This window comes from Photobacterium japonica (assembly GCF_050337005.1).
GTDB classification, from domain to species: Bacteria; Pseudomonadota; Gammaproteobacteria; order Enterobacterales; family Vibrionaceae; genus Photobacterium; species Photobacterium japonica.
In genome coordinates this window covers 1-13,590 of the sequence record NZ_JAKJSN010000084.1, presented here as the reverse complement: position 1 = coordinate 13,590, position 13,590 = coordinate 1, and the positions used below count along the sequence as shown (strand labels likewise).

At 47.2% G+C, this 13,590-nt stretch carries 9 protein-coding genes and 10 tRNA genes; 18 read left to right on the top strand and 1 reads right to left on the bottom strand.

Annotated features, from left to right (window positions below; translation table 11 throughout):
- Positions 1-262 precede the first annotated feature (262 nt).
- From uvrY to L4C36_RS22130, 17 genes are all read left to right on the top strand, one after another.
- Entirely contained in the window at positions 263-907 is a 645-nt protein-coding gene (gene uvrY, locus L4C36_RS22210; protein WP_428479957.1) for a UvrY/SirA/GacA family response regulator transcription factor, read from the top strand.
- Entirely contained in the window at positions 907-2,739 is a 1,833-nt protein-coding gene (uvrC, locus tag L4C36_RS22205; RefSeq protein WP_428479956.1) for an excinuclease ABC subunit UvrC, read from the top strand. Before uvrY ends, uvrC begins: the two co-directional genes overlap by 1 nt.
- A gap of 42 nt (positions 2,740-2,781) precedes the next feature.
- On the top strand, positions 2,782-3,339 hold the full coding sequence (gene pgsA, locus L4C36_RS22200) for a CDP-diacylglycerol--glycerol-3-phosphate 3-phosphatidyltransferase (protein ID WP_428479955.1): 558 nt from the start codon (positions 2,782-2,784) through the stop codon (positions 3,337-3,339).
- 255 nt (positions 3,340-3,594) lie between these two features.
- A tRNA-Cys gene (locus L4C36_RS22195) sits at positions 3,595-3,668 on the top strand.
- Between the two features lie 17 nt (positions 3,669-3,685).
- A tRNA-Gly gene (locus L4C36_RS22190) sits at positions 3,686-3,761 on the top strand.
- A gap of 130 nt (positions 3,762-3,891) precedes the next feature.
- Positions 3,892-3,978, top strand: a tRNA-Leu gene (locus L4C36_RS22185).
- Between the two features lie 10 nt (positions 3,979-3,988).
- A tRNA-Gly gene (locus tag L4C36_RS22180) sits at positions 3,989-4,064 on the top strand.
- 37 nt (positions 4,065-4,101) lie between these two features.
- Positions 4,102-4,175, top strand: a tRNA-Cys gene (locus L4C36_RS22175).
- A 986-nt stretch (positions 4,176-5,161) separates the two neighbouring features.
- Positions 5,162-8,059 (top strand): pyridoxal phosphate-dependent class III aminotransferase, encoded by a 2,898-nt coding sequence (locus L4C36_RS22170; protein ID WP_428479954.1) that lies wholly within the window; start codon positions 5,162-5,164, stop codon positions 8,057-8,059.
- Positions 8,060-8,177: 118 nt separating this feature from the next.
- Positions 8,178-9,422 (top strand): carboxynorspermidine synthase, encoded by a 1,245-nt coding sequence (locus L4C36_RS22165; RefSeq protein ID WP_428479953.1) that lies wholly within the window; start codon positions 8,178-8,180, stop codon positions 9,420-9,422.
- Between the two features lie 93 nt (positions 9,423-9,515).
- Complete coding sequence (gene nspC / locus L4C36_RS22160; protein ID WP_428479952.1) at positions 9,516-10,649, top strand: carboxynorspermidine decarboxylase; 1,134 nt, start codon at positions 9,516-9,518, stop codon at positions 10,647-10,649.
- A gap of 163 nt (positions 10,650-10,812) precedes the next feature.
- A complete protein-coding gene (locus tag L4C36_RS22155; protein WP_428479951.1) occupies positions 10,813-11,055 on the top strand; it encodes a nitrite reductase in 243 nt (80 codons plus the stop codon).
- Positions 11,056-11,258: 203 nt separating this feature from the next.
- A tRNA-Cys gene (locus tag L4C36_RS22150) sits at positions 11,259-11,332 on the top strand.
- 18 nt (positions 11,333-11,350) lie between these two features.
- Positions 11,351-11,426: transfer RNA gene (locus L4C36_RS22145), tRNA-Gly, on the top strand.
- A gap of 68 nt (positions 11,427-11,494) precedes the next feature.
- Positions 11,495-11,581 (top strand) — tRNA-Leu (locus L4C36_RS22140).
- 10 nt (positions 11,582-11,591) lie between these two features.
- Positions 11,592-11,667: transfer RNA gene (locus tag L4C36_RS22135), tRNA-Gly, on the top strand.
- Positions 11,668-11,673: 6 nt separating this feature from the next.
- A tRNA-Cys gene (locus L4C36_RS22130) sits at positions 11,674-11,747 on the top strand.
- Positions 11,748-11,914: 167 nt separating this feature from the next.
- Here L4C36_RS22130 and asnA read toward each other — a convergent pair.
- Positions 11,915-12,922, bottom strand: coding sequence for an aspartate--ammonia ligase (gene asnA / locus L4C36_RS22125; protein WP_428479950.1), 1,008 nt, complete (start codon positions 12,920-12,922; stop codon positions 11,915-11,917).
- A gap of 332 nt (positions 12,923-13,254) precedes the next feature.
- On the opposite strand from asnA, the gene L4C36_RS22120 reads away from it, so the two are divergent.
- On the top strand, positions 13,255-13,590 hold a 336-nt coding region (locus tag L4C36_RS22120; RefSeq protein WP_428479949.1), incomplete at its 3' end, for a GNAT family N-acetyltransferase.

Here is a 13,590-nt window from a genome sequence, read left to right as displayed (position 1 = left end):
TAATGACTTTACATGTTGAATATTGTGCTTTATTTTTCTGGATTTATAGTAAATACTGCGTTTGGTACTCGCTTTATTTCGAAGCGCGTAAAATATAAACAAACCCAATTTTGTCAAGCGTTAAGTTGCAATCAAAATTTGCGCTGAGACACAGAATCTGCCTGTGTTCAGAGAGGAAATTAAGGTAAAATTGGGTAGTATCAGTAGCAGCAATCCCGCCATTTCGGCTGGGTGTAGAGCCAAATCATATCGGAGATACAGCTTGATTAATGTATTCCTTGTAGATGATCACGAACTGGTTCGCACAGGGATCCGACGTCTTCTTGAAGATGTCCGTGGTGTTAAAGTGGTAGGGGAAGCCGACAGTGGTGAGGAAGCCGTAAAGTGGTGTCGTCAGGAGCACGCTGACATCATTCTTATGGACATGAATATGCCAGGTATTGGTGGCCTTGAAGCGACGCGTAAAATTCTACGTTTTAGTCCTGATGTTAAAATCATTGTTTTAACCATTCATACGGAAAATCCATTCCCAACGAAAGTGATGCAAGCCGGTGCGGCGGGCTATCTGACGAAAGGGGCGGGGCCAAATGAAATGGTCAACGCAATTCGCATGGTGCACAGTGGGCAACGCTATATCTCACCTGAGATCGCGCAGCAAATGGCGTTAAGCCAGTTTGCGCCAAATTCTGAAAATCCGTTTAACGAGCTCTCTGAGCGCGAATTGCAGATCATGATGATGATCACCAAGGGGCAAAAGGTCACTGACATTTCTGAGCAGTTAAGCCTGAGTCCTAAAACCGTGAATAGCTACCGTTATCGTCTGTTCAATAAGTTGAACATTAGCGGCGATGTCGAGTTAACCCATCTTGCTATACGCCATGGAATGCTAGACGCAGAGACGTTGTAGTGTCAGAACTGTTTGATGCAAAAAGCTTTCTGAAAACGGTGACTCACCAGCCAGGCGTATATCGCATGTATGACTTGGCTGATGAGGTTATCTATGTCGGAAAAGCGAAAGATCTCAAAAAAAGGCTTTCTAGTTACTTCCGTACACATGTAGCCGGTGAGAAAACACGTGCGTTGGTGAAAAATATCGCCAAGGTCGACGTGACGGTGACACACACCGAAACCGAAGCGCTCATTCTTGAGCACAACTACATCAAGCTTTACCTTCCTAAATACAATGTCCTGCTCCGGGACGACAAATCGTACCCTTACATTTTTTTAAGCCAAACCGCGCATCCGCGCCTCAGCCTTCATCGTGGCGTAAAAAAACGTAAAGGGGAGTACTTTGGCCCGTATCCTGATGGTGGGGCAGTACGTGAAAGCCTGCATTTATTACAAAAAATCTTCCCTATTCGCCAATGCGAAGACTCGGTCTATGCCAACCGAAGCCGTCCTTGTTTGATGTATCAAATTGGTCGCTGTTTAGGGCCGTGCGTCAAAGGCTTGGTCAGTGAGGCGGAATACCAAGAGCAGGTTGATTTTGTCCGGTTATTCTTAAAAGGGAAAGATCGGCAAGTGATCACCGCGCTGGTTGAGAAAATGGAGCTTGCGAGCCAGCAGTTAGCGTTTGAGAAAGCGGCGACTTATCGCGATCAGATCCAAGCGCTACGACGGGTGCAAGAGCAACAGTTTGTTAGCCAAGACAGCGATGATGATTTGGATGTGGTCGGCATTGCCCACGAGGGGGGCATGGCGTGTATTCATGCGTTGTTTATCCGACAGGGCAAAATTTTAGGTAGCCGCAGTTATTTCCCGCGTTTGCCGCAAGACGCCACCATGACCGATGTGTTATCGAGTTTTGTCAGCCAGTACTATTTGAATCAAGCTGAAGGGCGTGTGATCCCCAATGAAATATTGCTCGGTGAGACATTGGGGGAAGAACAGGGTGTGATTGCGCGTACGTTGTCTGAATTGGCAGGACGCAAGATCACCATTAAAGTCACGACACGTGGCAATAAGGCGAAGTTTCAGCGTTTGGCACAGACCAATGCCCGCACGGCATTAGTCAGTAAACTGAATCATAAAATGACGATTCATCAACGTTTTGTGGCGTTAAGAGAAGCACTTAGCCTTAATACGTTGGAACGAATGGAATGTTTTGATATTAGTCATACCATGGGCGAGAAAACCGTGGCATCGTGTGTGGTCTTCAATCAAGACGGGCCATTGAAGCCGGAATATCGCCGCTATAACATTACCGGTATCACCGGTGGGGATGATTATGCAGCGATGGCACAAGTCCTTGCGCGCCGTTACGGGGGGCAGGTCGACCCAGACAAGATTCCTGATATTATTTTTATCGATGGGGGTAGAGGTCAGCTCTCAAGAGCGTATGATGTAGTCAATCCGTTAATGGCGGAGTGGCCAAAACGGTCAATGTTGATTGGTGTAGCCAAAGGCACCACGCGTAAGCCTGGGCTAGAAACCCTGATCATGACCACGGGTGAAGAATTTTCGATGCCTTCAGATTCACCGGCATTGCATCTGATCCAGCATATTCGTGATGAAAGTCATAACCATGCGATCAGCGGTCACCGCGCACAGCGTGCGAAGGTGAGGAAACGCAGTGCACTCGAAGATGTGGAAGGGATCGGGCCAAAGCGGCGTCAAGCATTGCTCAAATACATGGGTGGGTTACAGGAACTGAAGAAAGCAAGCAGAGAAGAAATCGCGAAGGTGCCGGGCATCAGCAAGGCGCTGGCGGAAAAAATATATGACGCATTGCAACATTAAGCAGTGTGGCCAGACAAAAATTCAAAATAAGAATTAGTATTTATGCGTTTATCAATTCCGAATATTTTAAGTTTCATACGGCTATTGCTCATCCCATTTTTCGTAATTGCCTTCTATTTGCCGTATAGCTGGTCACCCTTTGCCGCCGCTCTGATATTCTTCATCGCTGGTGCAACAGATTGGTTTGATGGTTATCTTGCGCGTAAACTTAATCAAACAACGCGTTTTGGTGCGTTTATTGACCCAGTGGCTGATAAGGTACTGGTCGCAACCGCCTTGGTGATGGTGGTTGAACATTATCATTCAGTCTGGATTACGATCCCTGCCATTACGATGATCGGTCGAGAAATCATCATTTCAGCACTACGTGAGTGGATGGCAGAGCTGGGTAAACGCTCTAGCGTTGGTGTTTCGTGGGTGGGTAAAGTAAAAACCGCTTCTCAGATGCTGGCTTTACTGTTGTTGCTATGGCATCCGAATGAGTGGCTTGTTTGGTTGGGTTATGCCTCGTTGTATATCGCAATGATTTTGACCTATTGGTCCATGTATATTTACCTACGCGCAGCCAAAGACGATTTGTTTAACCCTGAACATATGTAAACGTCATCACGCGCACTCATGCAAAAAGCAGCCTGTCGGCTGCTTTTTTTGTTTTTGATGGAATAGGTACAATAGATTGTGTGGTGTTATTGTCGATTGAACTGCCTATTTTCTCTCATATTTGATCTTGAAGTATCTCAATTGATTGAAAATAAGCCGAACGATGCGTTTTTCTGTATTTTATGCGTGACAGCCTGCGAGGGTTGTGTAGAATGGCTGCCATACCGACGGGGAACACCCGAAGGCAGTAAAAATGGCGCGTTGGCAGAGTGGCTATGCAGCGGATTGCAAATCCGTGTACCTCGGTTCGACTCCGGGACGCGCCTCCATTCTTTATAGAATGCATGCGACACTAGCTCAGTTGGTAGAGCGCAACCTTGCCAAGGTTGAGGTCACGAGTTCGAACCTCGTGTGTCGCTCCAAATTAATGGATGATGTGACCTAACACGAGAAACCTCGTGCCCAAGCTGGTCGCGTCGCTCCAAATTAAACGATATGACTCATAGAGTGGTATCGGATGGTGTACCTTTCAGGCACCGCAAAGATTTGCGTGCCCTGGTGGTGAAATTGGTAGACACAAGGGATTTAAAATCCCTCGACGTTCGCGTTGTGCCGGTTCAAGTCCGGCCCGGGGCACCATTTACAAAATGCGACACTAGCTCAGTTGGTAGAGCGCAACCTTGCCAAGGTTGAGGTCACGAGTTCGAACCTCGTGTGTCGCTCCAAATTAACGTAATACGAATGTGTATTACAACAGAACATGGCGCGTTGGCAGAGTGGCTATGCAGCGGATTGCAAATCCGTGTACCTCGGTTCGACTCCGGGACGCGCCTCCATTCTACAAAGAACCAGCATGAAAATGCTGGTTTTTTTGTATCTGGCATTCCCCGCTTCAGCGATTGTTTCCCGTTCCCGTCAAAAACTAAGCCCTCGAAAAAGTCCGTTCTGCCTTTTATCGTACCCTAACATCCCCGATACATATCCCTCTTCCCCCGTATTGAGTGCCGCTGACGCCGTACCTTGACGTCACTCAGGGAATATATTGCCAATACATTAAAGGAGAGCGGGGGATATATCTCATTAATATCAGCATACATAGAATAAATATGTCAAAACATGTCAGATATTACGATTATATTGGCGATTGTTTTGCTACCGCTGCGGCAATGTGACTTTTTTGTAGAAATGACCAATTAAGTCGAAATTATGAAAGAAATGAGGGAAATATTACTTGGCAGACATAACCGCTCTATGGTATTTTTCTGCGCAATCTCAGGGGGAAGTTGTACTGAGGCATACTGTATCAAGAAGTATTCGGGCTGATTGCTCTTGGTACGCTGTAGGTATTGGCTATTTTCGGTAGTCAATAGAAGGGCATTAATAGCGCTGACCTGTTAGGAAAGCAGGCGCATATTGAGGGAACCCAACGTGAAAATTTTAACATTATCAAACCTAATCAGCTTTGTCTTACCCAACTGCAGTATTATTACTGAGCCTTGATCTTTCTGATCACAATTACTGGTTTCATAACGCCTTGACCGCCGATTGAACGAATTTATTTGCCATCAGGCAAACGTTTGTCATGGTTGTCAGTTTGTTATTGGTCACGTCGAGAATGTATAGCAATTTCGGCTGTTTATAGTTAATGCATCATAAGAAATGATGTTATTGGCACTGTATCGGTGACCCCTCACTCCCTAAGCCAGAGATGCACTATTCCCAATAATAAAAATGAATAGTCAAATCGTTAGTTGATTTAATCAACAATGGCAAAGGAGCGATGTTAGTCGTATACGTGCGCTGTGATGAGATGGAATAAAGCATGAGTAACGTGTTTGACCTTGATGAGCTAAAACTCGGTTCGAATGTCCCTGTTGTACAGGGTGTGTATGATCTAACGCCTGATGAATTACTGCTTAGCCAAGAGCATTATGAATCAGAAGTGCGTTCGTATCCGCGTCGCCTGCCGCTGGCTATTGCTAGAGCGTCAGGTGTTTTGGTCGAAGACAGCCGTGGTCAGTTATTTTTGGACTGCCTAGCGGGTGCCGGTACGTTGGCAATGGGCTACAACCACCCTGAAATTAACCAAGCGATCATTGATCAGCTACATGCTGGTCTGCCTTACCAGACGCTTGATATCACTACGCCAGTGAAAGACAAATTCATCAAAGAAGTCATGAACTTCTTGCCTGCTGAATTTGCAAAAAATGCGCGTATTCAATTCTGTGGCCCTTCGGGTGCCGATGCGGTTGAAGCGGCGATTAAGCTGGCGAAGCAAACCACGGGCCGTAACACCATGGCGGCGTTCCACGGTGCATACCACGGTATGACCAATGGCACGATGGCAATGATGGGTAACCTGAACACCAAAGCGCGCCGTACCGGCTTAATGGCAGACGTGCAATTCTTGCCGTTCCCATACAGCCTACGCTGCCCGTTTGGTCTTCACGGTGAAGAAGGTGCGAAGCAAAGCATCCGTTACATTGAACGTATGCTAAATGATGACGAAAGTGGCGTGCAGAAACCTGCTGCTATTATCGTTGAGCCTGTGCAAGGTGAGGGTGGTGTACTGCCTGCGCCAGCGTTCTGGCTGCGTGAACTACGCCGCATCACGAAAGAGCACGGCATCCTACTGATTTTTGATGAAATCCAGTGTGGTATTGGTAAAACTGGCTTCAACTTTGCGTTTGAAGAAGCGGGCATCACGCCAGATGTATTGTGTCTATCTAAAGCTGTGGGCGGTGGTCTGCCAATGTCACTGCTTATCTTTGATAAAGAATTCGACACATGGCGTCCAGGTGAACACACCGGTACGTTCCGTGGTAACCAGCTAGCGATGGCGACCGGTGCGAAAGCGCTAGAAATTATCCGTCGTGATAACTTGGTTGAGCACGCACGTAAAGCGGGCCAGTACTTACGTGAAGGTCTAGAGCGTATTGCGCAGAAGGTTGATTGTATCGCCGAAGTGCGTGGTAAAGGCCTGATGTTGGGTGTGGAAATCTGTCAGCCAGACGGCGCTAAGAATAAGTTTGGTGAACCAGAAGCGGCACCTGCGCTGACTATGGCTATCCAACGTGCTGCGCTAGAGCGTGGTTTGATCATCGAGAAAGGCGGCCGTCAAGGTTCTGTTCTGCGTTTCCTTCCACCGTTGATCATCAGTTACGAGCAGCTTGATTTTGCTCTTGCGACCCTAGAGCAAGCCATGCTTGTCACTGCGGGCCCAGCGAAAGAACAAGCAGTACCTGCCGTTACGGCGGATACGTCTGATTGGCGTGAGCACTTTATCCATACGGGTAAAGGTGGCGCAGATTCGTTTGAGACAGCACTTAATCACACCACGCGCGTGATGAAGTCTGTCTTTGAAAATACGGATACCCCGTATTCAGGTCTTGATCCACAAGTGCTGAAAACGCTGATCAACAACATTGATCTTGATACACAGCAAATGCCTTTAGATCGTGTGATTGAGCAAACCGGTGAGTTGATCGCCAAAAACTCAATCATGGTACAACACCCACGTTGTATTGCGCACCTACACACACCACCGCTGCTGTCATCTGTTGCTGCAGAAGCCTTCATTGCTGCCCTGAACCAGTCAATGGATTCATGGGACCAGTCAAGTGCTGCAACGTTTGTTGAGCAAAAAGTGGTGGATTGGGTTTGCGAGCAGTACCAATTGGGTGAGCACGCAGATGGCGTATTCACCAGTGGTGGCACGCAGTCAAACCTAATGGGTTTGTTGCTGGCGCGTGACAAAGCGGCTGAAGCGATGTCTGGTCACAATATCCAGAAGCAAGGTCTGCCTGAGTACGCGGGTAAGATGCGTATTCTATGCTCGAAGAAATCACACTTTACCGTGCAGAAGTCAGCATCGCTGATGGGCTTGGGTGAGCATTCAGTGGTGACCGTGGATACCAATCCAAACGGTACGATCAAACTGGCGTCACTGATTGAAACAGTTGAAGCGCTAAAAGCGGAAGGTTTACTGCCATTTGCTCTAGTGGGTACGGCGGGTACGACTGACCACGGTGCGATTGATGATCTTGACGGTTTGGCTGAGGTTGCTCAGCAGCATAACCTATGGTTCCACGTTGATGGTGCTTACGGTGGTGCGTTGATCCTGAGCCGTCACAAAACGCGTCTGCAAGGCATCGAGAAAGCGGATTCTGTGAGCGTTGACTTCCACAAGTTGTTCTTCCAAACAATTAGCTGTGGCGCGGTACTGATCAAAGACAAAGCGAACTTCAAGTTCTTGCTACACCATGCAGATTACTTGAACCGTGAAGATGATTTGTTACCAAACCTTGTCGACAAATCTATCGCAACAACCAAGCGTTTTGATGCGTTGAAAGTGCTGATGACCATGCAGAGCGTCGGTCCTCAGGCACTGGGTGCGATGTACGATCACCTGCTGAATCAAACACAGCAAGTGGCTGACATGATTAACCAGTCGTCAGATTTTGAACTACTGGCTGATCCTGCGCTTTCAACCGTGCTATTCCGTTATGTGGGTAGCAACGAAGAAGCGGCCATTGATGCGATCAACAAGAAACTGCGTTTTGATGCGTTAGTGAAAGGTATCGCTGTTATGGGCGAAACCGTGGTTGATGGCAAAATTGCATTGAAATTCACTATTCTGAACCCATGCCTAGCATTGTCAGATTTTGAATCACTACTGCAAGCCATTAGCCAACTTGCTGCTCAAATTGAGCGTGCATAAGGTTAATTGAAAGACCAGAAACAGCCGGGTACGCTCGGCTGTTTCTACACCCAAACAAGGCGTTGGGCGAGTTTGGGTATAACGATTTACTCATGAATATAAGGAATATACAGACGAAATGGCAATTCTACAGATTGGTGCAGGTGGTGTTGGTTGGGTAGTTGCACACAAAGCTGCTCAAAATAATGATGTGCTAGGGGATATGACTATCGCATCTCGTACCGTTGATAAGTGTGACAAGATTATCGAGTCTATCAAGGGTAAGAACAACCTTAAGGATCCATCCAAGAAACTAGAATCTCGTGCCGTCAATGCCGACGATGTTGAAGCACTTGTAGCCCTGATCAAAGAGGTACAACCTGATCTGGTGATTAATGCAGGTCCACCATGGGTCAATATGCCTATCATGGAAGCCTGTCTACAAGCGAAAGTGTCCTACTTGGATACTTCTGTTGCTGTCGACCTATGCTCTGAAGGCCAGCAAGTTCCACAAGCCTATGACTGGCAGTGGGAATACCGTGAAAAATTCAAAGATGCGGGTATCACCGGTATCTTAGGTGCAGGTTTTGACCCTGGCGTTGTAAGCGTATTTGCTGCTTATGCAGTGAAGCATTTGTTCGATGAGATCGACACCATCGATGTGATGGATGTTAACGCAGGCGATCACGGCAAAAAATTTGCTACCAACTTTGACCCTGAAACCAATATGCTCGAAATTCAGGGCGACTCTTTCTACTGGGAAAATGAAGAGTGGAAACAAGTACCGTGTCATTCACGTATGCTTGAATTCGATTTCCCACAGTGCGGTACTCTTAAAGTGTACTCCATGGCGCACGACGAAGTACGTTCACTCAAAGAATTCATTCCCGCTAAACGCATTGAATTCTGGATGGGCTTCGGTGACCGTTACCTGAACTACTTTAATTGCATGCGTGATATCGGCCTACTGAGTCCCGATCCCCTGACCCTGCATGACGGTACTGTAGTGCAGCCACTGCACGTCCTAAAAGCACTGCTTCCTGATCCTACCTCATTGGCGCCGGGTTATACCGGTAAAACGTGTATTGGTACTTGGGTACAAGGCACCAAAAACGGTAAAGCCCGTAGCGTATTCATTTACAACAATGCCGATCACGAAGTGGCTTACGACGATGTTGAGCACCAAGCCATTGCGTATACCACCGGTGTACCGGCTATCACGGCTGCGCTGCAATACTTCCGTGGCGAGTGGGCCGATGCAGGCGTATTCAATATGGAGCAGCTTGATCCGGATCCATTCCTAGAAACCATGCCGCAAATCGGTTTGGATTGGGATGTGTTGGAGTTACCCGTCGGTCAGCCGAACATTCATACGTTGAAATAATTCCAGCGAATTATGTTTAAAACTGACCAGTAAAAACGTATTTGAGCCGATGCGGAAGCGTCGGCTTTATTCGATTTAAGAGCGATGCAAGTCATGCAAAAAAGTGAATTGAAAACCCCTTACTTCATGATCAATGAAGATAAGCTGATTGCGAACTTGGAAAAAGCCAAGCAGTTGAAAGCACTCTCTGGTGTGAAATTGGTACTCGCACTGAAATGTTTCTCGACGTGGGGCGTGTTTGACATCATCAAGCCTTATTTAGACGGCACAACCAGCAGTGGCCCGTTTGAAGTGAAGTTGGGTCACGAAACCTTCGGTGGTGAAACGCATGCTTACAGCGTGGGTTACAGCGAAGATGACGTAAAAGAAGTGGCAGACATCTGTGACAAAATGATCTTCAACTCTCAGTCACAATTGGCCGCTTACCGTCATTTAGTGGAAGGGAAGGCGTCAGTGGGTTTGCGTTTGAACCCAGGGGTTAGCTACGCGGGGCAAGACTTGGCGAACCCAGCGCGTCAGTTCTCGCGTTTAGGTGTACAGACCGATCACATTGATCCCGCGCTGTTTGATACATTGGATGGCGTGATGTTCCACATGAACTGTGAGAACAAAGATGCTGACGCCTTTATCAACCTACTGAACGCGATTTCTGACCAGTTTGGCACTTACTTGGATAAGCTTGACTGGGTGAGCTTGGGCGGCGGCGTCTTCTTCACGTGGCCGGGTTACGAGATTGAAAAACTGGCGGCGGCATTGAAAGCCTTCTCTGAAAAGCATTGCGTGCAGCTGTACCTAGAGCCGGGTGAAGCGGTGATCACGAAAACGGCAGACTTGGTCGTGACCGTGGTAGATATCGTGGAGAATGGCATGAAGACTGCGATTGTCGACAGTGCAACCGAAGCGCACCGCTTGGATACGTTGATCTACAACGAACCCGCATCTATCGCCGAGGCGAGCGAAAACGGTGATCACCAGTACATTATCGGCAGCTGTTCTTGCTTGGCCGGTGATCAGTTCTGTGTCACGCAGTTTGACGAGCCATTGCAGATTGGTCAGCGTCTTCACATTTTGGACAGTGCCGGTTATACCATGGTGAAACTGAACTGGTTCAACGGCCTGAAAATGCCATCCGTGTACTGTGAGCGTAGCAACGGTGACATCCAAAAGCTGAATGAATTTGGCTATGACGATTTCAAGCGTTCATTGTCGCGTTGGTCAATCGCGTAATCACAGATTTCGCTATAGTGATAATGGTAAGAGAGGAGCAGTTGCTCCTCTTTTTTTTGCCCACGACATAGTCACGGGAAGAGGGTGAAATCATAGCGCTTATTTGCATTCACCGTGAGAGCGCGATTTAATGAATAAAAAGGATAGATAGAGAGGAACGCGAGTGAATATTGCGATTGCTATTATCATGATTATCTTTGGTGCTGAATTAGTGCGGAAATTCTTGCAGCATCGACGTGAGATGCGAGAGCTTGCCTATAAGCACGAGCAAGCGGTAAAAGAGAATGACGAACAGTCACGACTGAAAGAAGAAGTTGCACAGTTGAAGGCAAGAGTTGAAGTGTTAGAGGCGATTGTGACGGATAAAAAGTATACGTTAAGCCAAGACATTGATAATTTGCCGTGATTTCGAGTGCGATTGATCAGCAGGGTAAAAGAAAATGAATGGTTGTTTGATGAACAGTTTTGGCCTGAAAATTGACTTTATGTGTTACAAAGCAACCGGTTGAAAAAAATTATCAGAAATACTGTTGACTCAAAAATTTAAATCAGTAAATTACACCTCGTACCGCGGCGGAGCAGCTTGTTAAGCACGGTAAGAAACACAATGGCGCGTTGGCAGAGTGGCTATGCAGCGGATTGCAAATCCGTGTACCTCGGTTCGACTCCGGGACGCGCCTCCATTCTTTAGAGAATGAAATGCGACACTAGCTCAGTTGGTAGAGCGCAACCTTGCCAAGGTTGAGGTCATCGGTTCGAACCCGATGTGTCGCTCCAAATTAAACGATATAGCTCATAGAGCGGTATCGGATGGTGTACCTTTCAGGCACCGCAAAGATTTGCGTGCCCTGGTGGTGAAATTGGTAGACACAAGGGATTTAAAATCCCTCGACGTTCGCGTTGTGCCGGTTCAAGTCCGGCCCGGGGCACCATTTACAAAATGCGACACTAGCTCAGTTGGTAGAGCGCAACCTTGCCAAGGTTGAGGTCATCGGTTCGAACCCGATGTGTCGCTCCAGATTAAGGCGCGTTGGCAGAGTGGCTATGCAGCGGATTGCAAATCCGTGTACCTCGGTTCGACTCCGGGACGCGCCTCCATTCTACAAAGAACCAGCATGAAAATGCTGGTTTTTTTGTATCTGAAAAATGTCAGGTTGTTCGAAACCCAGACAGAATCCATAAAAAAGCCCCAGCAGCAATGTTGGGGCTTTTTCGTATCAGTGAAGCTTTGATCTGTGAAAACGGATCAATGAACAGATAGGGCGTTAAAGCAGAATGATCTTGTTTGCTTCACACTCTTCAATCATCGCATCTGGCCAGATAGACGACTGCACTTCACCGATGTGGGCTTTTTGCAGGAAGAACATGCAAATGCGTGACTGACCGATACCGCCACCAATGGTGTATGGCAGGGTTTTGTTCAGCACGGCACTGTGGAACGGCAGAGAAGCGCGATCTTCACAGCCAGCGATGTCTAGCTGCGCTTTCAAGCTGTCTTCACACACACGGATACCCATCGAAGACAGTTCTAAACCGCTATCGAGTACTGGGTTCCAGAACAGCAGGTCACCGTTCAGATTCCAGTCATCGTAATCGGGTGCACGGCCATCGTGTTTTTCACCGTGAGACAGGGTATGACCGATATTTTGAATAAACACCGCACCATGCGCTTTACAGATAGCATTCTCACGCTCTTTTGGCGTCAGATCCGGGTAGGTGTCCAGTAGTTCTTGCGAGGTGATAAAGGTCACTTGCGCAGGCAAACGCTTCTTCAGCACTGGGTATTCTTGGTAGATGTAGTTTTCTGTTTTCAGGAAGGCGTTATAAATCTTTTCTACTGTTGTGCGCAGGTAGTCCTCATGACGCATCGATTTGTCGAGTACCTTTTCCCAGTCCCACTGATCGACATAGATAGAGTGGATGTTATCGAACTCTTCATCACGACGGATCGCGTTCATGTCGGTGTACAGGCCTTCATCAATCTGGAAACCGTAGCGCCCCAACGCCATACGTTTCCATTTTGCCAATGAATGCACCACTTCAACGTTCGCACCATTGTCATCAAGCAGATCAAAGCTTACCGGACGCTCAGTACCATTCAGGTTGTCGTTCAGGCCTGTTTCTGGCTTCACAAACAACGGCGCAGACACGCGAGTTAAATAGAGTTCGTACGCCAACGCTGTTTCAAAGTAATCTTTGAGTTTTTTGATAGCGACTTCTGTATCGCGCAGTCCTAGCAGCGGCTGGTAGTTTTCTGGTACCTGCAGTTTCATGAAATATCCTTTTCTTTCTGTATTTTCAATTGCGTAGCAACACATTACGACAGCCGGCTGTTAGCGTCTATCACTTTGTGGTGTGAGTTTGTGCGAAAAGTGTGAAGTTGGGTGTTTTGCGGGCGAGGGTGAGTGAGAGAGTGTCGCTGTGTGCTGGTTTTTAAAATGTTTCCTTGAATTTAGATCGCCCCCTGAATTTTACGTTGTAACAGCATTTTTATAGTTCAACGCGTTGCCTATGGAAGCTTCGGTATGGATACTGAAGCTTGGCCATCTTGAATGCTGCCAAATCAATATTATAGAGTGATTGTGACAGGGGAAAGCTGTAAGTGATGGACACTATTTGGGAATCAGAAAGTCTCGTCTTTTCAGACTTTTCTGTTGAAGAGTCTGCATTAGCTAAATCAATCTTCGATAGCAATCGTAGTGTGAAAGATCGTGATCCTACGTTTAGGGAATGGCCGATAAAGGAATTCGAATCGTTGATTCACGCAAGCGCGAAAACATGCTCTCCGACAGAGAAAGGTGCATTCTATTTGAAAAAAATTAGCACTAAACAAGGAGAAGTCATTGGATATATACAGTTAGAAATCAATGTTCCTGATCAAAATACGCTTTGGCTTCCAATGTTATCTATTTTACCTAAATATCAAAACAGTGGACTAGGT